Below are 25844 nucleotides of genomic sequence, written 5' to 3'. Positions count from 1 at the left end.
GACTACGTAACCGGCGTCGATATGTTCAACTGCCAGGCTGAGGATCCAGTATGTGAACTCCCCACACCTTTAGACTGAACCCATGGCTAAGGAATCAAGCTTCGACATCGTGTCCACAGTGGAAAAGCAGGAGGTCTCCAACGCGCTGAACCAGGCGCAGAAGGAGATCGCCCAGCGTTACGACTTCCGCGGCACCGGCGCAGAGATCGACTTCTCCGGCGAGAACATCCTGATCAGGGCGAACTCCGAGGAGCGCGCCAAGGCGGTCAAGGACGTGTTCGGCTCCAAGCTGGTCAAGCGCGGCATCTCCCTGAAGTCCTTCGACACCGGAGAGCCCTACGCCTCCGGCAAGGAGCACCGGATCGAAGGCTCCATCAAGGAAGGCATCGACCAGCCCACTGCCAAGAAGATCTCCAAGCTGATCCGGGACGAGGGCCCCAAGTCGGTGAAGGCCACCATCCAGGGCGACGAGCTGCGCGTGACCTCCAAGTCCCGCGACGACCTGCAGGAGGTCATGGCCCTGCTCAAAGACTTCGAGGACGCCGCGCTGCAGTTCGTGAACATGCGCTGACCCTTCTCAGACGCCGCAGAGTGACGAGGGGCCGAAGACGGAAGCTTCCGTCCCCCGGCCCCTCGTCACTCTCTGGAAACCGTCAGCCTCTGGCGGCGCCCCTCTTCTGGCCGCTTTCAGCTCCGGCCGCCTGCAGGTTCTGGCAACGGCTCAGGAGGCGGAGCGGTCCGGCCCGCCCTCGGAGTCCCCGGCAGAGCCGGCGTCGACTTCCCCCGCGCCGGGAGCCTCAGCAGACCGCCCGTCAGCAGCATCGGCGGCCTCTGCCGCATCGCGCTTCCCCTCGGTGAGCTCGTCGCGGACCTCGTCCAGCAGGATCCGCATATCGCGCCAGCGGACCTCAGTCTGGGCCAGATACTCAGGCAGGCGTTCGATCTGCTCGCGCTGACGCCGCAGCTGGCGATGCTGGGCCAGCTCCTCACGAATCTTGGCGACGGTGACCTCAGCGTCCTGGAGGATGAGCTCGAGCTCGACCTCCATGTCGCGGAGCTCTTCCTGGTCCTTCCGTTCAGCAGTCACAGCATCACGCTCACAAAGATCAGGCTCAGCGGCAAGGCAACGAAGACGCCCAGCGTCCAGACGGCAGCATAGAGCTTCCGCTCAGCAGAGAGATTGGCCAAGGTCTGGGCCGCCAGCGGCGGCAGGTTGCGCAGCCCCGGGATGCAGAAGACCACGACGAGCGCACTCAGATTGAAGAACAGATGGATCAGTGCGGCCTGCAGGGCCAGCTGACCCTCAGCGCCGCTGAAGGCGAAGGCGGCGATCAGGGCGGTCATCGTGGTGCCGATGTTCGCGCCCACGGTGAACGGGTAGAGCTGCTTGACCCCGAAGTGCCCGGAACCGGCCAGCGGCACGGTGAGCGCCGTCGTCGTGGAGGACGACTGGACCATCACGGTCATGATGGCCCCGGAGGCCACACCGGAGGCCGGGCCGCGGCCGATCGCGGCGTGGAGGACCTTCTGGGCCTGACCCACCATGAGAACCTTGAGCATTTTGCCGATGAAGTTGATGACCAGCAGGATCAGCCCGATCCCCACCACGATCAGCAGGATGCCCTGCCACAGCTCAGGCAGGAAGCTGGTACCGAAGATGATCAGGTCAGCACCCGGCTCCTTGACCATGCTGACACCGTCGCCCACGGCCTCGAAGCCGGAGGCCAACCAGCTGCCGTCGGCGGAGGCCAGCGGTGCGGTCACCGCCTCAGAAGCCCGCTGCAGGAAGCCGGTCATCAGCTCCAGAGGAAGGATGATGAGCACGGCCAGGATGTTGAAGAAGTCGTGGACGGTGGCTGCGGCGAACCCACGGCGGAAGGCATCCTTGTCCCGGACCATCCCCAGGCTGACCAGAGTGTTGGTCATCGTAGTGCCGAGGTTGGCACCCATGAGGATCGGGACCGCGATGTCCAACGGGAGCCCGCCGGCGACCATGCCCACGGTGATCGAGGTCGTGGTGGAGGAGGACTGGGTGAAAGCAGTGGCGCCCAGACCGATCATCAGCGCGATCAGCGGGTTCGAGGCGAAGTCGAACAGCGTCTCGGCCTGACCGCCGGCGGCGAGGCTGAACCCGTCGCCGATCACTCCGACTGCCGTGATGAGCACCCAGACGCCGGCGACCACGGAGAGCCAGTTGGCCACAGTCAGGGCCCGGCCGCGCAGACCGAGGTTCTCGAAGATGCTGATCAGCTGCTTCGGAGCCTCCGGCTCTGCGGCCTCTTCCGCGAGCTGAGAGGCATGCTCCGACTGAGGCGCCGGATCAGGCTGGCCCTCGAGCCGGTCGCGCAGCACCGTGCTGTCCTCAGCACGGTTGCGAGCAGACGGGTCCACAGTCATGAATCTTCCCCTCGTGGCAGCCAGAGGCAGGCACCTGCTCCGGGCCCTCCTCAACGGTCAGCCCCAGTGTGCGGAAGTCAGATGGCACAGAGGGAAACCGAAGGTTAACGGCACGTGGACGTGGCGGAGTGATTTCTGAGGTCGCCATCACTCCTGGTCAGGAGCGGTCTGCCTCAGAGAGATGTCACCAGGATCAGCGCGAGCGGGATCACCACGAAGACTCCCAGCACCCAGACGGCGGCATAGATCTTCTTCTCCGCCGCGAGGCCAGCCAGCCAGGTGGCCCCGCGCGGAGGCAGGTCCCGCAGGAACGGCACCCCGTAGATCAGCGCCACCGCCAAGACGTTGAACAGCAGGTGCGCATAGGCCGCGGTCAGGGCGATGGTGGCCTCCGGCCCGGTGAAGGCGAAGGCGGAGATCAGCGCGGTGACCGTGGTGCCGATGTTGGTGCCCAAGGTGTAGGGGTAGATCTGCTTGAGCGTGAAGGCCCCCGAGCCGGCCAGCGGCACCGCCAGGGCGGTGGAGGTGGAGGAGGACTGGACCATCACGGTGACAGCAGTGCCGGAGGCGATGCCCGTGACGGGGCCGCGTCCGATGGCTGCGTGGAGGACCTGCTTGGCTCGCCCCACCATCAGCACTTTGAGCAGGCGACCGATGAAGTTGATGACCATCAGGATCAGCGCGACGGCGACGACGATCATCACGATGCCCTGCCAGAGGCCCGGCACCCAGCCCAGGCCGGCCTCGATGGCCTCGGCCAGCGGCTTGGTGATCGCCTCGACCACAGTACCGATGCCGCCGAAGAAGCTGGCGACGATGCCGCCGTCGGTCCCGGAGCTGACGCTGGCCAAAGCCGTGGAGAGCCTCTCCAGGACGCCGAAGGCCATCTCCAGGGTCAGGAAGATGGCTACCGCGATGAGGTTGAAGAAGTCGTGGACGGTGGCTGCGGCGAAGCCGCGGCGGAAGGCGTCCTTGTCCTTGACCATGCCCAGGCTGACCAGGGTGTTGGTCAGCGTGGTGCCGATGTTGGCACCCATGATGATCGGGATGGCCACAGACAGCGGCAGGCCGCCGGCCACCAGGCCCACCGTCACCGAGGTGGTGGTGGAGGAGGACTGGGTCAGCGCGGTGGCCACCACACCGATCATCAGACCGACCAGCGGGTTGGTCGCGAACTCGAAGAGCGTCGCAGCCTGGTCGCCGGTGGCGATCTTGAAGCCTGAGCCGATGACGCCGACAGCGGTGATCAGCACGTAGACCGCGGCGACGACGGCCAGCCAGTTGAGGATCTGCAGAGGACGGCCGGAGAGCCCGAACCGCTCGAAGGGACTGGAGAGGTGCGCCGCCTCTTCCGAGGGGGCGTGATCTTGGCGGGAAATGCTGTTCCGCTCATCGGCCAGCGGCGATGTGGTCATGTCGTGAACAGTGACACCGGAAGGTGAACGAAAGGTGAACATGAGGCCTCACTGCGGCGACGCGTGGCTGGGAAGTCCCGCAGATACGATGGTGTTGATCACTGTCGAGGTCTCTCAACGCCGAATCAGCGGAGGTTCCCTATGCATCACCACCACGGACGACTGCGCACCGCGGGGCTCCTGGCCTTCCTCTTCGCCCTGCTGCTGGCAGTCGGAGCAGTGGTCGCCTACAGCTCCGGAACCCCTGCGTTCCTGTTCATCTTCGCCGGCATCGGACTGGTCTCCGTCGCCTACTCCTACTGGAACTCGGACAAGATCGCTCTGCGGGCCATGAAGGCCCGACCGGTCTCCAAGGAGCAGGCACCACAGCTGTACCGGATGGTCGAGGAGCTGGCTCACCGAGCTCAGCAGCCGGTGCCGCGCATCTACATCGCCCCCTCCCCCACACCGAACGCCTTCGCCACCGGGCGCAACCCGGACAACGGCGTCGTCTGCTTCACCGAGGGCATCCTGAACCTGCTGACCGAACGCGAGCTGCGCGGAGTCACCGGGCACGAACTGATGCACGTCTACAACCGAGACATCCTCATCTCGTCGGTGGCGGCCGCTGTCGCCGGCTTCCTGACCACCATTGCTCAGTTCTTCCTGCTCTTCGGCGGCGGGCGCGGCAACCAGCAGGGCGGCAACCCGCTGATGCTCATCGGCTCGATCCTGGCGGTGTTCCTGATGCCGGTGGCGGCCAGCCTGATCCAGATGGCCATCAGCCGGACCCGTGAGTTCGACGCCGACGCCGACGGCGCCCAGCTCAGCGGCGATCCGCTCGCACTGGCCTCCGCGCTGGACAAGCTCGACCGCGGCATCTCGCGGTACCCCATGAAGGAGGACCCCAAGCATGACGCGCATGCGCACATGATGATCGCCAACCCGTTCGGGCCGCGTGCCAAGCAGATGTTCTCCACCCACCCGCCGATGGACCAGCGCATCGCACGCCTGGAGGAGATGGCAGGCTACCGGGGCGACGCCGAACGCTGAGCGCCGACGTCGAGGTTCTCTGAGGCTGAGAGACTGGGCTGAGAGAGATCGCCCCGGGCTTTTCCTGATGATCGGCCGAAAACGGCGATTCTCAGGAGAAGCCCGGGGCGATCCGGTCCTCCACAGGTTTCCCGGGGGAAGTCCGGCCTCAGGACTCGCGGGAGATGCGGACCATCTCTTCACGCGGGACCACTTTGACCCGCTCGCGGACTGTGCCGTCGGGCAGCTCGCCATAGGACTCGCCCAGGCTGACCTCATGCTCGTCCAGCTTCAGCCAGCCCTCCCAGGTGGTGTATTCGACGCCGCGGGACTCCAGCAGGTCGATGACCGCCTGCTCGTCCGGATTCTCCGCCACCGGCAGCTGGTGGACGTCCTCCAGCAGGCAGCCGATGGTCTCCAGGGCATCACCCTTGGTGTGGCCGATCAGTCCCACGGGCCCACGCTTGATCCACCCGGTGGCGTAGGTGCCGGGGATGTGCTCGCCGGCGTCGTCCAGCACACGCCCGGCCTCGTTGACGATCACGCCCTTCTTCTCGTCGAAGGGGATCCCGCTGATCTCGGAGCCGAAGTAGCCGATGGCCCGGTAGACGGCTTGGACCTCGTAGTCCACGTACTCGCCGGTGCCCAAGGCGTTGCCGGTGCCGTCGAGCTCCATGCGCTCGAAGCGGATGCCGGCCACCTTGCCGGTGCCGTTGCCGTCGGCGTCGCGGCCCTCCAGGATCTCCACCGGCTGGTGGAGGAAGTGCATGTGGAACTTTCGGGAGGCCTCCTCCGTGCGCTCCTCCTGCTCCACCAACCAGTTCGCCAAGGTGTTGACCATGGTCTTGACCTGGTTGTTGTTCCTGATCTCCTCGTCGGAGGCCTCATCGAACTCGAAGTCCTCCTCATAGAGGACGATGTCGACGTCGCGGCTGTGTGAGAGCTCACGCAGCTCCAGCGGGGTGAACTTCACCTGAGCCGGTCCACGGCGTCCGAAGATGTGGACATCCGAGACCGGAGACTTCTGCAGCTCGGCGTAGACGTTCTCCGGGATCTCGGTGCTCAGCAGGTCTTCCGGATGCTTGGAGAGCACCCGGGCCACGTCCAGGGCCACGTTGCCGTTGCCGATGACCGCGACCTTCTCCGCCTCCAGGGGCCACTCGCGCGGGTAGTCCGGGTGGCCGTCGTACCAGGAGACGAAGTCGGCGGCACCGTAGGATCCCTCGAGCTCGACGCCGGGGATGTTCAGCGCCGCATCCCTGATGGCGCCGGTGGAGAAGATCACGGCGTCGTAGTGGGCGCGCAGATCCTCCAGCGTGAGGTCGGTGCCGATGTCCACGTTGCCCAGCAGGCGGATGTCGCCGCGGTCCATGACCTTGTGCAGAGCCTTGATGATGCCTTTGATGCGCGGGTGATCCGGCGCGACGCCGTAGCGGATCAGCCCGAAGGGCGCGGGGTAGCGGTCGAAGAGGTCGATGCTGAATTCGACGTCGTTCTTCTTCTGCGCCTTGGCCAAGATGTCCGAGGCGTAGACACCGGCGGGGCCAGCACCGACGACGGCGACTCGGACAGGGCGATTCTGCGGGTTGGACACGGAGAGGGTTCCTTCTGCTCGATTACCTCAGAACAGTATGCCGTAACGCACGGCATGGGAGGGAACGCACCCGGCCCGACTGTTCTTCCCGGCCCCATGTCCCTCCCCGACCGATAGACTGCCGCTATGGCTTCCACGAGCGCAGAGACGGACATGTTCCTCGAGAAGTTCAAGGCCCTGGTGCCGAAGTACCTCGACGACCAGTGGACCCCTGAGGAGGGGCTCAGCGCTGAGGAGCTCCGGCAGCTGCTGGCCGACTCCGAGCTTCCGGCCGCGATGGAGCTGCCGCTGGTGCTCGAGGAGTTCTACCGCGCCCTGGGCCGCTGCGAAGAGCTCATGGAGGCCTATCACTTCTTCTTCGACCCGGATGAGCTGGTGATCGAGGACGGCTATCTGCTCTTCCTCGAGGATGAGGAGGAGCGCTGGGTCTGGGGCGTGGACGCCTCGGATCTGGACGTTCCCGACCCGCTGATCTTCCGGCGGAACAATGACAAGGACGAGTGGTCCGCAGAGGGCGCCACCGTCAGCGAGTTCGTCTTCGACCTGCTGGAGTTCTCCTTCGAGGAGGACCAGTGACCCTTCCCGCTCGGCTCTGGCAGTCCCATGCCCCCGAGGGGTACGTCTGTCCCTTCTGCGGGCTGGCCGCCGGAGACGTCTCCGATCCGGGAAACCGCTGCGAGCTCAGCGATGTGGTGCACCAGGACGACGAGCTGCTGGTCTTCATGGCCTGCGACGGATTCGGCCCCCATGAGGGCCATGCCATGATCGTCCCGGTCCAGCACTATGAGGCGCTCTATGACCTCAGTGACCACCTGCTGGGCAGGATCGGGGCCATGTCCCGCGACGTCGCCCTGGCGATGAAGCTGGCCTGGAACCCGGAAGGCACCTCTGTGCGGCAGCACAACGAACCCTCCGGCAACCAGCACGTCTGGCACTACCACCTGCACATCTTCCCCCGGTACCGCGACGATATGCTCTACCGGCAGATCCGCCACCCGGTGGACGCGGAGGTCCGCGCGCAGAAGGCCGAAGAGCTCAGCGCGGCGCTGAAGCAGGTACTGTCAGGACGCTGATCAGCGGCGCTGTTCAGCCGTCGCGTTCGACGACGGCGTCGGCGAAGGAGTTCAGCGCGGTCTTCACCGTGGACTCCGGCAGCGGCGCGATGGCGGCCTTCGCCTTCGCCGCCCAGCCCTGGGCAGTGCGCCAGGCCTCCTCCATCACCGGGTGAGCGACGACGGCGGCCGCAGCCTCGGCCAGCGCTTCATCCGAACTGAGGTCACCGTCCACCAGGCCCAGCACCTGCTGCGCCGCCGCGGACTCCTCCCCCTGTGCGGCAGCCTTCTCGCGCAGCAGCAGCACCGGCAGCGTGGGGACACCCTCACGCAGATCCGTGCCCGGGGTCTTGCCGGAGGCCTCGCCGTCGGCGGTGAGATCGATGACGTCATCAGCGAGCTGGAAGGCGACGCCCACGGCCTCGCCGTACTCCTCCAGCATGCGGGTGACCTCTGCCGAGCATCCGCCGTAGTGGGCGCCCAGCCAGGCGGCCGAGGCGACCAGCGAACCGGTCTTATCGGCGATCACGCTCAGATAGTGCTCCTTGGCGTCGGCACCCTCTGCGACGCCGACCGTCTCATGCAGCTGGCCCATCACCAGACGCTCGAAGGTCCGCGCCTGGATGCGGGTGCCCTCCTCGCCCAGCTCAGACATCATCTGCGAGGCCCGGGCCAGGATCAGGTCTCCGGCGAGGATGGCCACCGAGTTGCCCCACACCTCGTGGGCGGAGGGCGCACCGCGGCGCACCGGGGCCGAATCCATGACGTCGTCGTGGTACAGCGTGGCCAGGTGCGTCATCTCCATGACCACCGCCGCCTGCAGCACGTCGGGGCTGATCCCGTCAGCCAGCATGGAGGTCAGCACGGTCAGCAGCGGGCGGACCCGCTTGCCGCCGGCCTCCGCCAGGTACCGGGCCGAGGTGTCAGCAGTCTGATCCGGACTGGACAGGGCCTCCAGCAGGCGCGCTTCGACGTCGTTGAGCGCGTCATAGACCTCCGCCGCGAGGTCTTCGTCAGCAGTGAGCACCTCAAAGCCTGCAGGCAGCTTCACAGCCTGCTCCGCCGAGGTCCCGGGGGAAGAATCAGTCATCGCGTCCAGCCTACCGAGATTCCGCCGGCTTCACGGCGTGATGAATGGCTACGATCCCGCCGGTCAGGTTCCGGTACCGCACATCGGACCAGCCGGCGTCGCCGATGATCGCACCCAGGTGATCCTGATCCGGCCAGGCGCGGATGGATTCGGCCAGATACACATAGGCCTCCGGGTTGGAGGAGACCGCGCGGGCCACCGGCGGCAGCGCCTTCATCAGGTACTCGTTGTAGACGGTGTTGAACACCGGGTTCGTGGGGTCGGAGAACTCCATGACCGCCAGCCGGCCGCCGGGCCTGGTGACCCGCAGCATCTCGCGCAGGCCGAGGTCAGGCTCCACGATGTTCCGCAGCCCGAAGGAGATCGTGACCGCATCGAAGGTGTCATCGGCGAAGGGAAGCGTGGTCGCGTCCCCCGCCACGAAGGTCATATCAGGACGACGCCGTTTGCCCACCTGCAGCATGCCCTGCGAGAAGTCACAGGCGATCGCCTCCGCGCCGCCGTCGTGGAACGGCTCAGTGGAGCTGCCGGTGCCGGCCGCCAGGTCCAGGACCCGCTCGCCGGGCTGGACCGCCAGCGCCTGGACCAGCTTCTTGCGCCACCGCTTGGTCTGGCCGAAGGAGAGCACATCGTTGGTGAGGTCATACCGTGCGGCCACCTCATCGAACATGGAGGCGACGTCCGAAGGCTTCTTGGCAAGACTGGCGCGATTCACCCCAGCATTCTCGCACAGGCTGGAACAGTGAGGCGTCCGCCGGGGCGCCTCCTTCCCGGCCGTGCGAAGCACGACCTGCCTCGGACCTGCGAGACGCTGAGGCGGAGAGGGCTGTCGCCGAAGGCGATAGAGTGGTGGGTTGTGAGTTGTGCGTCAGGTGCTGTGCGTTTCTGCTGTGTGGCAGTGGATCACATCCACGGTGGACTCGTGGAGCTCCTCGAGGCGGCACAGCCCAGCGGCGCGTGGATCCGCCACGGGCAGGGACTGCTGGGACTCGGTGTGGCCGCCGAGACTGCCGCTGCCGGGGCAGACCGCTTCGCCACGCTGGCCCGCTGGTGGGACGGCTTCACCTGGGAGGGCCCCGACCTGGAAGGCCTGCCAGCAGGCGTCGGCCCGACCGCATTCGCCTCCATCACCTACTCCTCAGACTCCTCCTCCGCCTCCCGCCTGATCCTTCCCGAGCTGATCATCGCGGTGACCGAGCAGGGAACCTGGCTGACCGGCGTCGTCCCTGCCGACGAGGAGCGTGAGGTTCCCCTCCAGCAGCTGCTGCGGCGGCACGGACTGCAGCTGCAGGACGGTGTGGTCGTTCCGGTCCCCGGCGCCGCACCGACGGCCGTCCCCTCGGCCCAGCTGCGCGCGGGCACGCACCCCGAGCACCACTACCGCAACGCAGTGGAGGCCGGGGTGACAGCGATCGCCGAGCGCCGCCTGGAGAAGCTGGTGCTGGCCCGCGACGCCGTCGCCGCAGCCGATTCGCCGATTCCTCCCGGTCCTCTGCTGGCTCGACTGGCCCGGGACTACTCGGACTGCTGGACCTACCGCGCCGGCGATGTCCTCGGCGCCACCCCGGAGATGCTGGTCCAGGTCCGCGGCGAGGAGCTCTTCGCCCGCGTGCTCGCCGGCACAGTGGACCGCTCCGTGGGTGAGCAGGGCGCCCGCGAACAGCTTGTGGAGAACCCGAAGCAGCGCAACGAACACACCCTCGCCGTGGAGTCCCTGCTGGAGCAGCTCGCTCCGGTCAGTGCCCAGCTGCAGGCCCAGAGCCCGCCCGCCGTGCTCGAGCTGCCGAACGTCTACCACCTCTCCACCGATGTGACCGGCCGCCTCAGCTGCGCAGAGGCCGGCGCCGAGCCGATCTCGCCGCTGCTGGTGGCCGAGCGCGCCCATCCGACGGCGGCGATCTGCGGAACCCCGACGGCGACGGCGGCCGGGCTGATCGGCACGCTGGAGGAGATCGACCGCGGCCCCTTCTCCGGGCCGGTGGGCTGGGTGGATGCCCGGGGCAACGCCGATGTCGGGATCGCCCTGCGCGGCGGGGTCCTGGAGGACGGGGACCGTCAGCTGCGGCTCTACGCCGGCTGCGGAATCGTGGCAGGCTCGGAACCCGCCTCCGAGCTCGCCGAGACCTGGGCGAAGATGCGCCCTATGCTCGGCGCCCTCGGCCTGACGCGCTGAGCGCTCAGCCGGAACCGCCCAGCCCGGACTAGAGCTCCGCGGCGCGGGCGGCCAGCTCGGCGTGGAAGTCGCGCAGCGGGGCACGGTCAGTGCGGACCTCGATCACTCGGATCCCCACGCGGTCATCGGGCCCGGCCACTGCGGCCCGCAGCTGCTCGACCGAGTCGGCGCGCCGGTACTCGTGGCCGAAGCCGCGCACCAGCTGCTCGATCTCGGCAGACTGCGGGGTCCCGAAGAACCGCTCCACGGCTTTCTCGTTGCCGCGGCGCCGGGCGACCTCACCATGTTCGAGCTGGTCGAAGATCGCACCGCCGCCGTCGTTGATCACCACGATGTCCAGATGCGGACGCTCCTCAGTGGAGGGCACCAGAAGCGCATTCAGGTCGTGGAGGAACGTCAGGTCCCCCACCAGCGCGGTCACCCGCCGCTGCCGGTGCAGCGCGACGCCGGCCGCCGCCGAGAGGTTCCCATCGATCCCGGAGAGCCCGCGCAGGGCGTAGATCCGCCGGTCCTCCCCGCCTCGATCGGCACTGCCGCGGTCAGCACTGCGGGGTTCAGCCCTAGTGGGTTCAGCACCGGCAGCAACGGGCACGGCAGCAGCACCGGGCTCAGCGGTGGGACGGGTCAGCGCCGCCGCCAGGTCGACGTCGCGGATCACGGAGGAGGACCCCAGCAGCAGCGGGGTCCGCACGGTCTCGGCGACGAACTGGGCGGCACGCACCGAGCTCAGCTGCTCCTGCTCCCCCAGCGCGGCATCGATCAGCCGCTGGGCGGCGATGCCCTTCTCCTGCCAGGCCTCGTGCCAACCCGCCGGAGCGCGGCCGGCGAACTCCGCCAACGGCCCGATCTCATGGACCCTGTGGCGCGGCAGCCGCTCATCGGACCAGGGCAGCCGGCGCGGGGCATACTGCACGGCCTCCACGTCGCCCCGACGGATCAGCTGCTGCACCGGCCGGGTCAGTGTGGGGCGCCCGACGACGACCACCCGCTGCACCTGCTCGCGCAGCTCTGCGGCGGGCGACCCGGCCGGCGCCTGCAGCAGCAGCCGGTAGCCCTGGACCGCTCCGGTGTCGCTCCATCGGGCGCCGCTGCTGGGCTCGGCGAGGATCGGGTGGCCCAGCTGCTGGGCCAGGTCCACCGCCTCATCGGGGGCGTCGTGGCCGAAGACGAAGACAGTGCGAAAGGTGTCGAGGGCGGCGTCGTCGACCCTCTGCTGGGTCCTGACCCTTTCGCTCTCCTCCGCGGGCAGGAAGGGTTTCCGCGCCCAGCGCTGCAGCGCCTGTTGGGTGGAGGAGATGCCGGTGGGCACCAGCGGGTCGCGGAAGCCGATGTTCAGGTGCACCGGGCCCGGGGCCGAGGTCGTGGAGGAGGCGGTGGCCTGGCGCATCAGCAGCCCCACCTGGGTCTCCACGGCCATGAGGTCGTCGCGGGAGGCGGGCTCCAGGCGCAGGTGGCCTTCGAGGATGTCGCTCTGCTCCAGGTGGACCTCATCGCGGACGCGTCCGGCGAACATCCCCTGCTGCCAGGTGGTCTGGTTGGCTCCGGTGCCGTGCAGCTCCTCCGGACGGTCGGCGGTGATCACGGCCAGCGGGGCCCCGGAGAGCTCAGCCTCCATCACGGCCGGCAGCAGGTTTCCCACGGCGGTCCCGGAGGTGGTGACCACTCCGGTGGGGCGGCCGGTGGCCAGGGCCAGGCCTAAGGCGGTGAAGGCCGCGGAGCGCTCGTCGATCCGGATGTGCACGGTGATGGCGCCGAGCTCCTCAGCCTCGCGCAGGGCATAGGCCAGCGGCGCGGACCGAGAGCCGGGAGCCAGCACGAGGTGCTGCATGGACATGGTCAGCCCGCGGACCACCCGCCGGGCCAGCCGGAGGGACTCGGCGTCGTAGGAGTCGTCGAACTCGCGGAACGGCCGCCGGGAAGAAGTCATGCCTCAATCCTAGATCCGTGCAGGGCCCCACCGGTCCTCTGAGCTCAGAGCATGATGGGCTTCACGGATGCGGTCCTTCCACCAGGCCTCCCGCTCGGCGGGCAGCCGGTGGTCCTTCAGCCGGGCCGACGACGGCGACGGCGCGGCGATCTTCCCGGCCACCTGCCGGGCGGCACCCTCGCCAGCGCCGACTCCGGGGACCGGAAGCACGCCCCCCGCGGGGATCAGCGGCTGGTCCACCACGTCCTCGGCCAGCAGCGCCGCTGTGCCCAACCCGCAGGCATAGGGCAGCTCAGGCAGCCGGGTCGCGAGCGCCAGCCCGGCAGCCAGCCCCACCGAGGTGTCCAGCGCTGAGGAGACCACAGCGTCCAGCCCGGACTCCTCCACGATCCGCAGCGCCCGGGCGACTCCGCCCAGCGGCGGGACCTTCACCACGATCAGATCCGCGGCGCCCAGCCGCGCCACACGCAGCGGGTCCTCTGCCTTGCGCACGGCCTCATCGGCGGCGATCCGCAGGGGTTGACCGGCGACCGTCACACCGTGCCGGTCCAACTCCTCTCGCAGCTGCGCCAGAGGTTCGACGCCGGCCACGGGCTGTTCGGCGTATTCGAACCTCTCCCCGGCCGCCTCCGCGAGCGCGTCCAGGGCTCGCAGAGCCTGCGGCTGGGTCCATCCGCCGTTGGCGTCCACACGCAGTCCGGCCTGAGGAACCAGACGGCGCACCTCGCGCACACGGGCGACGTCCTGGGCCAGTGACTCATCGGCGGAGTCGACGCCGGGCTCGGCCACTTTGACTTTCACCGCTGGGATGGTCTCCGGGTCCCCGAAGCGGCGCAGCACCTGCTCCACCTGCTCGGGGCCCACGGCAGGCATGGTGGCGTTGACGGGGATCTCGCGGCGCAACGGCTGTCCCAGTCCGGTCCAGGCCGCCTCGAGTCCGGCCTCCAGCCAGGCGGCGGCCTCCTGGGACCCGTATTCGGGGAACGGGGCGAACTCGCCCCATCCGGCAGGGCCTTCGAACAGCACCGCCTCCCGCAGGGTCACCCCACGGAAACGGGTCCGCATCGGCAGACCCACAGCCCATGCCGAGGAGATGACATCGTCCAGATCAGCCTGTTGCCACATGGATTCAGTCTAGATTCCGCAGTGGGCGCCAGATTCCACAGTGCACGCAGCGGGCGCACCCGGCGGCGGGCACCCCTCGATGCCATACTTGAAGACATGTCCGAAGCACCAGCCTCAGCCCTTCGCCGTCCGGCTCAGCGCACTCACCTCTGGGTGATCGCTGTGGGAGCCTGTGCCCTGCTGGTGCTGGTCATCTTCGAGTTCTTCGTCCGCTCCCACACGGGACAGCGGATCGAGCATGCGATGTTCCACGCGGCCGAACACCAGCGGGCCGCCTTCGAAGACGGCGGGATCGCCCCGAACTGGCTGCTGAATCTGAGCATCGCCGTCCCGGCGCTGTTCTTCGTGATCATCACTCTGGTGCGGCAGCGGTTCATCGCCGCGGGCATCGCAGTGGTGACGTTCGTCGCCGCGAACATCACCACTCAGCTGCTCAAGAGCACCTTCCTGGACCGGCCGGACCTCTCCTCGGAGAACGGGGTGCCCTGGCTGATGAACTCCATGCCCTCGGGGCACACCACTCTGGCCGCCGGTGCGGCCGTGGCGGTCTTCCTGGTCAGCGGCCCGCGCCAGCGGCCCCTGCTGGGCTTTCTGGTGGCGTTCTTCGCCACAGCGGTGGGCGCGTTCACCTTCATCGAGACCTGGCACCGGCCCTCGGACATCATCTCCGCCTACCTGGTGGTCGGCGCATGGGGGCTGATCGGCGGCTGGCTGATCATGCGGGCCGAGGAACGGTGGAACACGGTGACCGTGGAGAACGACACCTCCCCCGGCGGCGCGGCCGGACTGGCCTGGTTCCTGGGCGTGATCCTGACCGGCGCCTCAGCCCTGTGCTTCCTCTTCGCCGGCGGACCCGACGGCGTCGCAGCCGTCACCGACGAGCGTCAGGCCACCAGCACCTGGCACTGGGTGGCCGGGATCCTGCTCTCCGTGGGCCCGGGATTCCTGATCGCCGGGGCGGGCATCAACTTCTTCGACTCAGAGACCGGCCGGCGCATGCGCGGACATCCACTGCCGGCGCCGCAGACGCTGAAATACCCGGTGCCCCCGCAGTTCTCCCACCTCTACGAGGTCTGATCCTCAGGCGTCGTCGCCGCGCAGGCGGGTGATCAGCTCCCGCGACTCGTCCGGGCCGTAGGGCAAAATCGGGATGGCTTTGGTGGCGTCGGTCGCCGCATCCTGGATGGCCTGGGAGGAGACGTGGTGGCCCTGCTCCATGCGCCGACGCATGGAGGCCACGAACTCAGCATCCACCGGGCGGCCGTGGCCGGGTACGAACTTCGCGTAGGTTCCGGACATGGACCAGATCCTGCCCAGGGTCCGCACCCACTCCTTGGGGTAGGAGTCGCGGAAGCGCGGGTCAGTGCCTTCACGCACCAGGTCCCCGCAGAAGAGGATCCCTCGGCCCTCACGGTCCTCACGCCGGACTCCGGCCACCAGGTCGCCCTCCGTGTGCCCGCGGCCCAGATGCTCGAGCACCACGCTCAGCCCCTGCCCGAGCTCCAGGGTGACCGGCTCCTCCCCCACCAGATCGGTGGCAGTCTCGACGCCGGCGTCGCGGTGGGCCCATACGGCTGAGGCACCGTGGGCGCGCAGGTAGGGGTTGGCGCCGATGTGGTCGGCGTGGCCGTGGGTGCTGACCACCACCAGTTCGGCGTCGGTGAGCTCGCGGACCCGCGCCAACAGATTCGCGTAGACCTCGTCCTCGGCCCCGGCCGGGCCAGGGTCCACCAGCACGGCCCGGTCCGGGCCGATCACCAGCCCGATGTTCAGCGGAGTGTCCTCGCTGGCCACGCGGCTGAGCCAGACATCTTCGCTGAGACGGGTGAACGGTTCGACTGTCGGCGCGCCCACTGACACCACTGCCTTCCTTGGATGAGGTGGTCCGTTTCCGGTCCCGCCATTGTCCCTCAGCAGGCATGAGAGATCGGTGCGACCCGCTGGTCGGCGGGTGAGAGACCTGGTGAGCTCCGAGTAACCTCCAGTTCACGCAGAACGCCTCCTGCGAGTAGGCTCCCCACCTGTGAATACTGACACCCTTCTCGAGTACCTCGGGGTCTTCGAAGACTTCGCCTGGGAATTCTTCGGCATCCCGGTGATCATCGCCGCCGGCTTCTATCTCTCGGTCCGGACCGGACTCGTCCAGATCCGCCACCTGCCGGATATGTTCCGGTCCATCACGGATAAGGCCACCAAGGATGAGAACGGCCGCACCAAGTCGCTCTCAGCCTTCCAGGCCTTCACCGTGACCGCCTCAGCCCGCGTTGGAACCGGCAACATCGCCGGCGTGGCCGGCGCAATCGCCATCGGAGGCCCTGGTGCCGTCTTCTGGATGTGGGTGATGGCCGTGCTGAACTCGGCGGCCTCCTTCGTGGAGTCCACACTGGCCCAGCTGTACAAGACCAGGCGCTTCGACACCTATAAAGGCGGCCCGGCCTACTACATCCAGCGCGGGCTGGGCTCACGCACCGGCGGCATCGTCTTCGCCGTCATCTTCATCTTCTGCTTCGCGCTGAGCTTCACCTCCCTGCAGGCCAACACCATCGTCGACGCCGTCACCGGCGCGGCCGGTGAGATGGGCATGGAGAACACGGTGCCGCTGACCTGGATCCTGGCCGTGCTGCTGGCCGCCGGAACCGGCGTCATCGTGATCTTCGGGCTGCGCAGTGTGGCACGGGTGGCCCAGAACGTGGTCCCGGCCATGGCGATGCTCTACATCCTGCTGGGCCTGGTGGTCGTGGTCTTCAACATCGACCAGCTGCCCTCCGTGATGGCGCTGATCTTCGGCGAGGCCTTCGACTTCGGCGCCATCGCCGGCGGCGCCTTCGGCGCGATGATCATGGCCGGAATCCAGCGTGGGATGTTCTCCAACGAGGCAGGTATGGGTTCGGTCCCCAATGTGGCCGCCACCGCCGATGTCTCCCACCCGGCCAAACAGGGCCTGGTCCAGACTCTCGGCGTCTACCTGGACACCCTGATCATCTGCTCGGTCACCGCGTTCATCATCCTGTTCACCTTCCCGGATGTGCAGGAGACAGCCGATGCCAACCCGGGCGCCGAGCTCACTCAGATGGCCCTGGTGAACAACTTCGGCACCATCGGCGCCGTCGCCCTGGCCGTGATCATCACCCTGGTGGCCTTCACCTCCGTGCTGGGCAACTACTCCTACGGCGAGGCCAACGTCCTGTTCATCTCCGACTCGGAGACTCTGCGCAAGGTCTACGCCGTGGCCCTGACCGGCATCGTCTTCCTGGGCTCGGTCATCTCGGTGGACCTGGCCTGGGCCATCGCCGGGGTGACGATGGTGATCATCGCGATGTTCAACCTGCTGGTCATCATGGAGATGGGCGGCACGGCGGTGAAGCTGCTCAAGCACTATCAGGGGCAGAAGCGCCAGGGCCTCGAGCCGGTCTTCCTCGCCTCCGATATGCCGGAGCTGACCAATGTGGAGTGCTGGACCGAGGAGGACATGGCCGAACATCTCTCCCGTCGGGAGCAGTCTGCGTCACAGCGCAGCTGAGACACAGCTGGGATCATAGATCCCATGCGTACCACCAGAGCCCCGGCGCCCCACCTTATGCGGTGGAGCGCCGGGGCTCTGCTGTGGGTGGGAGCGGCCTGGCTGATCTACCTGGCGGCGGTGCACACCGCCTCCGGCCAGCTGCTGGACACGATGATGCGGGCCACCGCCCACGGGACCAGCCATCCGCTGCCGGGGCTGGACCCAGAGAACCACTGGGTGGCGCTGTGGATCCTGGCCCCGCCCGGGGCCGTGCTGCTGGGTCTGCTGGCCTCCCGGCCCCGCCGGCTGCGGCGGACCGCCGCGGCGTCAGCCGCCATCGTGCTGGCCGGGGCCAATCTCACCACCCAGCTGTTCAAAGCGCTGTGGAACGAGCGACCCGCCCTGATCGTGGACCTGGCACCGGAGTGGACGGCGAACTCGCTGCCCAGCGGTCACACCACGATGGCCGCCAGCGCGGCCGCCGCAGTCTTCCTGGTCGCCGCACCGCGCGGCCGGCCCTTCTGGGCCGTGTTGGCGGCGCTCTGGGCCGGTGGCTGGGGCGGCTACATCTTCATCGAGGGCTGGCACCGGCCCAGCGACATGATCGCCGCCCACCTGGTCACCGCCGCCTGGACGGCGCTGGCCGGATGTCTGATGCTGCAGGCCGAGCGCCGGGCCCGGGTCAGCGCGGCCATGGAGGTCGCTTCCTACCCCGACGCCGGGCGGCACGGTCCCGAGTTCGATGACCCCGACGCCGGCCGGCAGCCCACCGCCGCCGAGCGGCTCACCGCGGCCCTGGCTCCTCCCCTGCGGGACGGCCGACGCCGTGGCGGACGCAGCGCCGGGCTCTGCCTGACGCTGGGGCTGGCCGGATGCACCCTGGCCGTGATCTTCCTGCTGGGTCCCATCGTGGATGCTGAGGGGAGCTTCTCAGAGCGGCTGCCCCAGTCGGCGTCGGGCCCCACGCCGTGGCTGTTCCTGGCCGGTGCGGCGCTGTCCTCAGCTCCGGCATTCTTCCCCGCCGCGGCGGGGATCCTGAGCTTCTCCTCGGCCTCAGCCGGCGAACATCCACACCACACCGGCCGCTGAACCGGCCGAGACCAGCAGAAAGAAGCCCAACCACATGAACGGCGGCAGCGGCAGCGCGCGCCAGGAGCGGGCGGCCAGGGAAGCGTCGGTGCCGGCGGCTTCGGGGCGGCGTCGGGCGTGGATCCTGACGACGTCGAAGGTCCCGCGCACCCCCGCGACGGCGTAGAAGACCGCCAGGGCCACCACGGTGTAGGTCACGATGAGCGGATCGTTGTGCCACCAGATCAGGCCGGTGGCGCCCAGGGAGAGCAGACAGGAGAAGATCCCGACCAGGTTGCGGGAGAGCAGCAGCGCCAACAGCACCACCGCTTGGTAGAGGGTCAGCGCGGCCCCTGCGTGACCGGCGGCCAGCAGGGCGGCCATGCCCAGAGCCAACAGTCCCGGCGCCGGATAGCCGCCGAGGGCGGTGAGCAGCATGCCGATGCCCTGTCGCCTGCCCACAGAGACGGTCACCCCAGAGGTGTCCGAATGCAGCCGGATCCCGGAGACACGACGTCCCGAGACCCAGGCCATGAGCACATGGCCCATCTCGTGGATGATGGTCGATGCTTGGCGCAGCACCCGCCAGAGCCGGTGCACCGACATGACCACCACGACGACGCCGGCAAGGATCAGGACACTGGTGGAGTCCGGCTCGGCGGCGGTGGACCACCGCTCGGTCAGCACATCGAAGAACGCGTTCACAACAGCTCAGCGTACGCGGCGCCGGTGAGAGGGCGGTGAGAGCTCAGCGGGGCCGGTACTGGGCCAGGACCGGGCAGTCCATCGGGTCCGAGTAGCCCAGGCCCACGCGGTTCAGATACCGGGTGACGATCACATAGGACTCGACCAGACCGGTCTCGGTGTAGGGGATCTCACGCTCGGCGCAGAACTCCTCGACGATCGGCTTGACCTTGTGCAGGTTGGGGCTGGGCATCCGGGGGAAGATGTGGTGCTCCACCTGGAAGTTCAGTCCGCCCATGCCCCAGTCGATGAGGCGGCCGCCACGGATGTTCCGCGAGGTCAGCACCTGTCGCTGCAGGAAGTCGACCTTGGCGTCCTTGGGGATGATCGGCATGCCCTTGTGGTTGGGCGCGAAGCTCGCCCCCATGTAGACCCCGAAGACGGCCAGCTGCACGGCCAGGAATCCCAGGCCCATCCAGAGCCCGGCGGCCCAGAAGACCAGGGCCGGGAAGCCGATCAGACGCACGGCCAGCAGCACTGCCTCGGCCCTGCGCTGCTTGACCTTCTCCGCACGGGCCACCGCGTCCACCGCGTGGACGTGCAGGCTCACACCGAAGAAGAGCAGCAGCGGGAAGAGCATCCAGCCCTGGCGCTGGACGAACCAGCCGGCCAGTCCGGTGCGCTGCTGGGCGTCCTCCGGGACGAAGGCCACGATGCCCGGATCGATGTCCCCGTCCTTGCCGATGGTGTTCGGGTTGGCGTGGTGGCGCCCATGCTTCTTGACCCACCAGGCATAGGACAGCCCGACCACTCCGTTGCCGACCGCCCGAGCCAGCCACTCGTTGCGCCGGCCGTTCGCGAAGACCTGCTGGTGGGCGGCGTCGTGGGAGAGGAACGCGGCCTGGGTGAACAGGATGCCGAAGAGCGCGGCCACCAGCAGCTGCCACGGGCTGCTGCCCAGCAGGGCCAGCAGGGTGCCGGCGCCGGCGAAGGCGACGATCAGCACGATGGCCCGGGGGATGTAGCTCTTCGCGCCGCGCTCCAGCAGCCCGGCCTCCTTGACCCTCCGGTTGAGTTCGAAGAAGTCGTTGACCTGCTGCGCACGCGCCGAGCCCGCGGGCTGGGCGCTCTCTGCGGTGCTCCCGGCGGGCATGCCGGTGGGGGAAGTGATCGTCATTGCCTCACAGTAAAGAGCCGACGACGCCGGCCGCGTCACCCGGCGGAGCCAACTTCACCCCCTACTGCGGTAGGGGGTGGGGCACGATTCTCCGTCGATTGGCACGTCTGAGTCGCCAGAACGCCGCGGACCCCACCCAAACGTGCCAATCGATGGGCGCCGTCGGTCGAAGCGGGGCGCGCCTACAGCGGCAGCGTGGCGCGCATGGCGAAGCCGCCCTGCGGCGTCGGGCCCAGCTCCACCGTTCCGCCCACTGCGCCGATGCGCTCCCGGATCCCGGAGAGCCCCAGCCCGGCACCCGGGGCCGGCTCTTTGGGCGGGCGCGGCGGAGCCTCATTGATCACCTCGACGCGCAGACGGTGCGGCCCCTCGAGCTCCACCTCCACATCCACCGCGGCTCCGGACGCATGACGCAGCGCATTGCTCAGCGCCTCCTGGACCGCCCGGTAGGCCGCCAGACCCGCGGCCGGGTTGACCGTAGGAACGGGCTCTCGCAGCCCGGTGTAGCGGATGGCTGTTCCGGAGGCCCGGGTGGACTCCACCAACGAATCGATCTGGACCAGCCCCGGCTCGGGGGCGGTGGGCGCATCGTCCTCCGCGCGCAGCACCGAGAGCAGCATGCGCATCTCGCTCAGCGCCTCCCGGGAGGAGACGGCGATCTCCTCGAACTCCCGCTGGGCGGCCGCGTCGATCCCGGGGTTGCGGTACCGGGCCGTGGCGGCCTGCACGCTGATCACCGACATCGAATGGGCGACCACATCGTGAAGCTCCCGAGCGATCCTGTTGCGCTCCTCCAGCTCCTTGCGGCGCCGGTCCTGCTCGGCGCTGGTGCGTTCGGCAGCCTCCAGCCGTCCGGCGTTGAGGATCCACATGCGTGCCAGCGTCCCGACGATGACCACAGCGGCGCTCACCGAAGCGGTCACGATGCCGGTGGCCAGGGCGCCGTCGGGCATCTCCGGCAGGCTGAGCAGCAGTGCCGCCAGCGTCAGCAGAGCTCCGGCGCACCAGCCTGAGGCCGCGCAGTACCAAGGCCGGGTCAGCGCGGCCACGGCCAGGACCGCACACTGGGTGATCAGCGCCGTCACCGGCCAGGGCCACACCGCGACCCCCGAATCGGCCGTCATCAGCATGATCCCTGCGGAGGCGCCCACGGACAGGGCGAGGCCCGGCCACACCCAGCGCAGCGTGAGCACGACCGCGGCGCTGTGTGCGAGCACCAGCACCATGGCCAGGGCCACCGGCACCGAGTACAGCGCTGCGGTCAGCGGCCAGGCCACGGCCAACAGCACGACGGCGGCGAAGACGCTGCCGATCCAGGCCCAGGCGCGTGCGCTGAAGGAGGCGGTGGACGCCTCGCTCTCGGCGTCGGACCCTGGGGTCCCGGAGGTGCCCGGGCGGGTGAGCCGATGGCCGAAGAGCTCACCGCGGCCGCCGTCGCCCAGCAGAGCAGTGGTCAGCAGGCCGTCGAGTCCGGCCGCCGCGCGCAGCACGGTCGGCAGGCTCAGCGCCAGCACGGCGCCCAGCAGGAAGTAGGCGCCGGCGTCGATGAGGTACTGGGCGGCGGGGCTCTGTGGGACCAGATCGGGTCCGGCCAGATGCAGCAGTCGGATCACGCTGCGCTCCTCAGGGAGGAACAGGGACCAGAAGAAGTAGGTCAGCCCGGCGGCCGCTCCCACAGTCCAGACCACGGTGACCAGGAAGGTGACCAGACGCAGCGGGAAGGAGATGAGGGTCTCGAAGACCAGGTCCAGCCAGCGCCGCGGGTCCAGCAGCACCCGCAGCAGCCCCAGAGGTCCGGGCCCGGTGGGCCGATAACGGACCGGCTCCACGGCCGCACCCCAGAGGCGCAGGCGGTTGCGCGAGAGCTCGGCGAACCCGGAGGCCAGCAGCAGCGTGATGGGCATCAGCAGCGCGCCCAGCCAGATCACCGAGGTGACGATGGAGGCCGCGGTCAGACTCAGCAGCAGGCTCAGGCTGAACAGAGCGATGGGCAGGCCGGGCAGGACATAGGCGTAGTGCCGTGCGAGCTGCCTCATGCGCAGAGGCCCGTCACGCTGAGGTAGCTTTGAGCTGTGTCTGCCACCGATGTCTCCTCCTCTGCCGCCGCTGCCGCAGTGCGTGTGCTGATCGTCGACGATCAGTCGATGATCCGCGCCGGCTTCGCCGCGCTGTTGGACGCACAGGACGGCATCGACGTGGTCGGCACCGCGGACGACGGCGCGGGGGTCACCGATGTGGTGCGCCAGACCCGGCCGGACGTGGTGCTGATGGATATCCGCATGCCGAAGGTCAACGGTCTCGATGCCACCCGTGCAGTCCTCAGTATGCCTGGTCAGCCTCCCAGAATTCTCATGCTGACCACCTTCGACGCCGATGAGTACGTCTTCGCCGCGCTGCGGGCAGGAGCCAGCGGCTTCCTGCTCAAGGATGCGGCGCCGGAGGAGCTGGTCCACGCGGTGCGTGTGGTGGCCTCCGGAGAGGCGCTGCTCTCGCCGAAGATCACGCGGACACTGATCGCCGACTATGCCGCCCGTCCGACCACCCCCGCCGCCGATGCCGCCCTGCTCAACGGGCTGACCGAACGGGAGATCGATGTGGTGCGGCTGGTGGCGCGCGGGCGTGCGAACTCGGAGATCGCTGAAGAGCTGGTGCTGGCCGAGCAGACGGTCAAGACCCACGTCTCGCGGATCCTCGGGAAGCTGGATCTGCGTGATCGCACCCAGATCGTGGTCGCCGCCTACGAGTCAGGGCTGGTCCGCGCCGGGGAGTGAACGCTCTCAGATGAGCACCGTCGGCGAGTGATCACCGGCGGTCAGTCGACGCCGGCCCGTCAGTCGAGGTCCGCGTCGTCCTCATCCTCGTCAGAACGTTCGGTGGATGAGCCTTCGCGCTCTGCTGCCGGGGCATCTTCATCCTCGTCCTCGCGGAGATCGCGCAGCAGGGTGTCCGCTACGAAGAGCACTGCGGCGGCCCCGGCCATCAGAGTGACCGCTTTGAGGACGGGGAACCGGGTGCGGCTTCCGGCAGCACCCATGGCGCGGGAGAACGGCGTCTTTGCCATCGGACCTCCTGAGGACGGTACGCCCCTGTCTACCTGTGCGTAACCTTAAATTTGCCTGATCAATGTATCCGAACTGTGGCATCAGCCACAGAAGGATGTGCGCAGGGCCCCGCCAGAAAGGGTGTCCCCGGTCTCTGATTGAATGAGTCCTATGACCGTCCAGAGCTCCGCCCCCACTCCCCCGCAGGCCAAGCAGGTCCCCGTTCAGCGCACGCATCACGGGGACACCGTCGTCGATCGCTACGAGTGGCTGCGACAGAAGGACTCACAGGAGGTCCTGGACCACCTGCATGCGGAGAACGCCTACACCGAGGCTGTCACCGCCGATCAGCAGCCGCTGCGAGACGCGATCTTCAGCGAGATCAAGCACCGCACCGTGGAGACGGACCTCTCCGTACCCTCGCGCCGAGGCGACTGGTGGTACTTCACCCGCACCATCGAGGGCGAACAGCACCCCATCTACTGCCGAGTCCCGGCCGAGGGCGATGCGAAGGACCCTGCGGCCTGGACTCCGCCGGAGATCCGGCCCGGCGTGCCGCTGGAGGGCGAGGTCACCTACTTCGACACCAACGCCGAGGCTCAGCCGCACGCCTTCTACCAGCTGGGCGGGATGGCCCGGGCCGACTCAGGGCGCCTGCTGGCCTACTGCGAGGACACCACCGGCGATGAGCATCACACGCTGCGCTTCCGGGACCTGAGCACCGGAGAGAACCTGCCGGAGTCGGTGGAGAACGTCCACGGCGGCCCGATCATGGAGCCCTCCGGCGAGCGCGCCTACTACATGGTGGCCGACTCCACCTGGCGGCCCTACCGGCTGTACATGCACACCCTCGGGACCCCTGCCGAGCAGGACCGACTCCTGCTGGAGATCACCGACAGCGAACTCTGGACCGGCGTCGAGCTCTCCGCGGACAAGAAGCAGCTGCTGATCCTCTCCGGGAACTCCGAGTACAACGAGACCCGGATCCTGGATGTCACCGACCCTGAGGCAGAGCCCCAGCTGCTCATCGGCGCTGAGCAGCGTCTGCTGCACACGGTGGATCCCATCGAGCTCGACGCCGGAACCTCCGACGACGGCGACGGCGAGCGCCTGCTGCTGATCACCCACAACCAGTCCGGGCCCAACAACGCGCTGTCGGTGACCACCCAGGAGGCGCTGCTCGCGCAGTCACCGGGCCGCCCTTCCGCCGAGCCGGTGGACCTGGGAACCGAAGTGATCCCGCATGAGGAGACGGTGAAGTTCGAAGGTGTGGCCGTCACCTCCTCGCAGGTGCTGGTCAGCGCCCGGCGGGACACCGTGGAGTCGGTCTACCTGCTCTCTCTGGAGGCGCTGCGAGCCGTACGTGCCGGCAGAGATCCCGTGCCGGCGTCGTCGCTTCCCGGCCCGGCCTTCGAGAGGACCCCTGACGTCAGGGAAGAGGCCTACACCTGCGCCATCGTCTCAGCCCAGTACGAGGCTCCGATCTTCCGCGTGCTCTACACCTCCTGGGTGACCCCGCCGCGGATCTATGACATCCCGCATGATGCAGGCTCCGGCACCTCGGAGCCGGTGCTGCGGCGCCAGACCCCGGTCAACGACGTCGACCTCTCTGCCTACCGCTCCACCCGCCTGTGGGCACCCACCGGGGAGACCGCGGAGGACGGGACCGAGGTGCAGGTGCCCGTCACCGTGCTGCACCACCGCGATGTCTCACCTGCCGAGGGCGGGCACCCCACTGTGGTCTTCGGCTACGGCTCCTATGAGATCAGCATGGACCCCTACTTCTCGGTCTCCCGGCTCTCGCTGCTGGACCGGGGCATCGTCTTCGCCGTGGCCCATGTGCGCGGCGGCGGCGAGCTGGGACGCCGCTGGTACGAGGACGGCAAGAAGCTGAAGAAGGTGAACACCTTCACCGACTTCCTCACCGCCACCGATCTGCTGGTGGAGACCGGGTGGGCGGATCCGGACCGGACCGCGGCCTACGGCGGATCCGCCGGCGGCCTGCTGATGGGTGCCATCCTTAACATGGCCCCGGAGAAGTACGCAGCCGTGGTCGCCGATGTGCCGTTCGTGGACAACCTGACCTCCATCCTGGACCCGGAGCTGCCGCTCTCGGCCCTGGAGTGGGAGGAGTGGGGCAACCCCATCACCGACCCCGAGGTCTACCGGTACATGAAGTCCTACTCCCCCTATGAGAACGTCCGGGACGTGGAGTATCCGCCGGTGGCTGCAGTGACCTCGCTGCATGACACCCGGGTGCTCTATGTGGAGCCGGCCAAGTGGGTGCAGGTGCTGCGCGAGCACGAGCAGGGCGAGGCTCCGGTGGTGCTCAAGATCGAGATGGACGGCGGTCACGGCGGCGCGTCGGGACGCTACGAGGCGTGGAAGGAGACGGCCTGGATCTTCGCCTTCCTGAGCCATCACCTGGGGGTCCGCAGCAGCTGAGCCGATTGAGACGGGCAAGGAGGCCGGGACGGGCATGGCCGCGCGAAGAGGCCGGGGCGAGCCTGCTGGGGCGAGCCGGCCGGGGCGAGCAAGCGGGGCCCGCTCGTGTCTTTACACATGCAATTTACTTTGCAATAGTTATA

23 protein-coding genes are annotated in these 25844 nt (G+C 68.4%); 10 read left to right on the top strand and 13 right to left on the bottom strand.

The features are described 5' to 3' along the window. Nucleotides 1-82 precede the first annotated feature (82 nt). Nucleotides 83-571: a YajQ family cyclic di-GMP-binding protein gene (locus JOF45_RS00640; protein ID WP_210047326.1), complete on the top strand. Its 489-nt coding sequence runs from the start codon at nucleotides 83-85 to the stop codon at nucleotides 569-571. A 150-nt stretch (nucleotides 572-721) separates the two neighbouring features. Here the strand turns inward: JOF45_RS00640 and JOF45_RS00635 are convergent, their stop codons facing one another. From JOF45_RS00635 to JOF45_RS00625, 3 genes are all read right to left on the bottom strand, one after another. Next, on the bottom strand, nucleotides 722-1087 hold the full coding sequence (locus tag JOF45_RS00635; RefSeq protein WP_210047325.1) for a hypothetical protein: 366 nt from the start codon (nucleotides 1085-1087) through the stop codon (nucleotides 722-724). Then, entirely contained in the window at nucleotides 1084-2397 is a 1314-nt protein-coding gene (locus tag JOF45_RS00630) for a Na/Pi cotransporter family protein (RefSeq protein WP_210047324.1), read from the bottom strand. The genes JOF45_RS00635 and JOF45_RS00630 overlap by 4 nt, the downstream gene beginning before the upstream one ends. 173 nt (nucleotides 2398-2570) lie before the next feature. Continuing rightward, complete coding sequence (locus JOF45_RS00625; RefSeq protein WP_210047323.1) at nucleotides 2571-3812, bottom strand: Na/Pi symporter; 1242 nt, start codon at nucleotides 3810-3812, stop codon at nucleotides 2571-2573. Between the two features lie 141 nt (nucleotides 3813-3953). On the opposite strand from JOF45_RS00625, the gene JOF45_RS00620 reads away from it, so the two are divergent. Beyond that, nucleotides 3954-4844, top strand: a complete 891-nt coding sequence (locus tag JOF45_RS00620; protein WP_210047322.1) for a M48 family metalloprotease — start codon at nucleotides 3954-3956, stop codon at nucleotides 4842-4844. Between the two features lie 148 nt (nucleotides 4845-4992). On the opposite strand, the gene JOF45_RS00615 is transcribed toward JOF45_RS00620, so the two are convergent. Then, nucleotides 4993-6417 (bottom strand): FAD-dependent oxidoreductase, encoded by a 1425-nt coding sequence (locus JOF45_RS00615; protein WP_210047321.1) that lies wholly within the window; start codon nucleotides 6415-6417, stop codon nucleotides 4993-4995. A gap of 126 nt (nucleotides 6418-6543) precedes the next feature. Here JOF45_RS00615 and JOF45_RS00610 point away from each other — a divergent pair, with 126 nt between their 5' ends. Together JOF45_RS00610 and JOF45_RS00605 are read left to right on the top strand one after the other, a co-directional pair. Further along, nucleotides 6544-6993, top strand: a complete 450-nt coding sequence (locus JOF45_RS00610) for a hypothetical protein (RefSeq protein WP_210047320.1) — start codon at nucleotides 6544-6546, stop codon at nucleotides 6991-6993. After that, nucleotides 6990-7490 (top strand): HIT family protein, encoded by a 501-nt coding sequence (locus JOF45_RS00605; RefSeq protein ID WP_210047319.1) that lies wholly within the window; start codon nucleotides 6990-6992, stop codon nucleotides 7488-7490. The genes JOF45_RS00610 and JOF45_RS00605 overlap by 4 nt, the downstream gene beginning before the upstream one ends. A gap of 13 nt (nucleotides 7491-7503) precedes the next feature. Here JOF45_RS00605 and JOF45_RS00600 read toward each other — a convergent pair whose 3' ends face one another. Both JOF45_RS00600 and JOF45_RS00595 read right to left on the bottom strand, forming a co-directional pair. Then, a complete protein-coding gene (locus tag JOF45_RS00600; protein WP_210047318.1) occupies nucleotides 7504-8559 on the bottom strand; it encodes a polyprenyl synthetase family protein in 1056 nt (351 codons plus the stop codon). Between the two features lie 10 nt (nucleotides 8560-8569). Then, nucleotides 8570-9274 (bottom strand): demethylmenaquinone methyltransferase, encoded by a 705-nt coding sequence (locus JOF45_RS00595; protein ID WP_210047317.1) that lies wholly within the window; start codon nucleotides 9272-9274, stop codon nucleotides 8570-8572. 177 nt (nucleotides 9275-9451) lie between these two features. On the opposite strand from JOF45_RS00595, the gene JOF45_RS00590 reads away from it, so the two are divergent. Beyond that, nucleotides 9452-10732 (top strand): isochorismate synthase, encoded by a 1281-nt coding sequence (locus JOF45_RS00590; RefSeq protein ID WP_210047316.1) that lies wholly within the window; start codon nucleotides 9452-9454, stop codon nucleotides 10730-10732. 28 nt (nucleotides 10733-10760) lie between these two features. Here the strand turns inward: JOF45_RS00590 and menD are convergent, their stop codons facing one another. Together menD and JOF45_RS00580 are read right to left on the bottom strand one after the other, a co-directional pair. Beyond that, complete coding sequence (menD, locus tag JOF45_RS00585) at nucleotides 10761-12659, bottom strand: 2-succinyl-5-enolpyruvyl-6-hydroxy-3-cyclohexene-1-carboxylic-acid synthase (RefSeq protein WP_210047315.1); 1899 nt, start codon at nucleotides 12657-12659, stop codon at nucleotides 10761-10763. Between the two features lie 9 nt (nucleotides 12660-12668). Beyond that, nucleotides 12669-13784, bottom strand: coding sequence for an o-succinylbenzoate synthase (locus JOF45_RS00580; protein ID WP_210047314.1), 1116 nt, complete (start codon nucleotides 13782-13784; stop codon nucleotides 12669-12671). A gap of 96 nt (nucleotides 13785-13880) precedes the next feature. On the opposite strand from JOF45_RS00580, the gene JOF45_RS00575 reads away from it, so the two are divergent. Further along, nucleotides 13881-14861, top strand: a complete 981-nt coding sequence (locus JOF45_RS00575) for a phosphatase PAP2 family protein (RefSeq protein ID WP_210047313.1) — start codon at nucleotides 13881-13883, stop codon at nucleotides 14859-14861. Between the two features lie 3 nt (nucleotides 14862-14864). Here the strand turns inward: JOF45_RS00575 and JOF45_RS00570 are convergent, their stop codons facing one another. Then, on the bottom strand, nucleotides 14865-15638 hold the full coding sequence (locus JOF45_RS00570) for an MBL fold metallo-hydrolase (protein ID WP_210047312.1): 774 nt from the start codon (nucleotides 15636-15638) through the stop codon (nucleotides 14865-14867). Between the two features lie 169 nt (nucleotides 15639-15807). Here JOF45_RS00570 and JOF45_RS00565 point away from each other — a divergent pair, with 169 nt between their 5' ends. Next, complete coding sequence (locus JOF45_RS00565; RefSeq protein ID WP_210047311.1) at nucleotides 15808-17304, top strand: alanine/glycine:cation symporter family protein; 1497 nt, start codon at nucleotides 15808-15810, stop codon at nucleotides 17302-17304. A 24-nt stretch (nucleotides 17305-17328) separates the two neighbouring features. Continuing rightward, the gene (locus JOF45_RS00560; protein ID WP_210047310.1) at nucleotides 17329-18375 is read left to right on the top strand and encodes a phosphatase PAP2 family protein; all 1047 of its coding nucleotides are present in this window, start codon (nucleotides 17329-17331) and stop codon (nucleotides 18373-18375) included. Here JOF45_RS00560 and JOF45_RS00555 read toward each other — a convergent pair. The 3 genes from JOF45_RS00555 to JOF45_RS00545 form a co-directional block, all read right to left on the bottom strand. After that, the gene (locus JOF45_RS00555) at nucleotides 18340-19059 is read right to left on the bottom strand and encodes a M50 family metallopeptidase (protein WP_210047309.1); all 720 of its coding nucleotides are present in this window, start codon (nucleotides 19057-19059) and stop codon (nucleotides 18340-18342) included. The two genes, JOF45_RS00560 and JOF45_RS00555, sit on opposite strands and share 36 nt — an antisense overlap. Nucleotides 19060-19102: 43 nt before the next feature. Beyond that, nucleotides 19103-20215, bottom strand: a complete 1113-nt coding sequence (locus JOF45_RS00550) for a fatty acid desaturase family protein (protein WP_210047308.1) — start codon at nucleotides 20213-20215, stop codon at nucleotides 19103-19105. Nucleotides 20216-20397: 182 nt separating this feature from the next. Next, nucleotides 20398-22251 (bottom strand): sensor histidine kinase, encoded by a 1854-nt coding sequence (locus tag JOF45_RS00545; protein ID WP_210047307.1) that lies wholly within the window; start codon nucleotides 22249-22251, stop codon nucleotides 20398-20400. Between the two features lie 36 nt (nucleotides 22252-22287). Between JOF45_RS00545 and JOF45_RS00540 the strand changes: the two genes are divergently transcribed. Then, a complete protein-coding gene (locus JOF45_RS00540; protein WP_342591350.1) occupies nucleotides 22288-22986 on the top strand; it encodes a response regulator in 699 nt (232 codons plus the stop codon). 59 nt (nucleotides 22987-23045) lie between these two features. Here JOF45_RS00540 and JOF45_RS00535 read toward each other — a convergent pair whose 3' ends face one another. Further along, entirely contained in the window at nucleotides 23046-23276 is a 231-nt protein-coding gene (locus JOF45_RS00535; protein ID WP_210047306.1) for a hypothetical protein, read from the bottom strand. 151 nt (nucleotides 23277-23427) lie between these two features. Here JOF45_RS00535 and JOF45_RS00530 point away from each other — a divergent pair, with 151 nt between their 5' ends. Continuing rightward, nucleotides 23428-25701 carry a S9 family peptidase gene (locus tag JOF45_RS00530; protein WP_210047305.1) on the top strand — a complete coding sequence of 758 codons (2274 nt, stop codon included), beginning with the start codon at nucleotides 23428-23430 and terminating at the stop codon, nucleotides 25699-25701. The last annotated feature ends 143 nt before the right edge of the window (nucleotides 25702-25844 follow it).

Source organism: Nesterenkonia lacusekhoensis, from assembly GCF_017876395.1.
GTDB lineage: Bacteria > Actinomycetota > Actinomycetes > Actinomycetales > Micrococcaceae > Nesterenkonia > Nesterenkonia lacusekhoensis.
The sequence above is the reverse complement of the archived record's forward strand: the minus strand, read 5'-3'. Positions and strand labels throughout refer to the sequence as shown.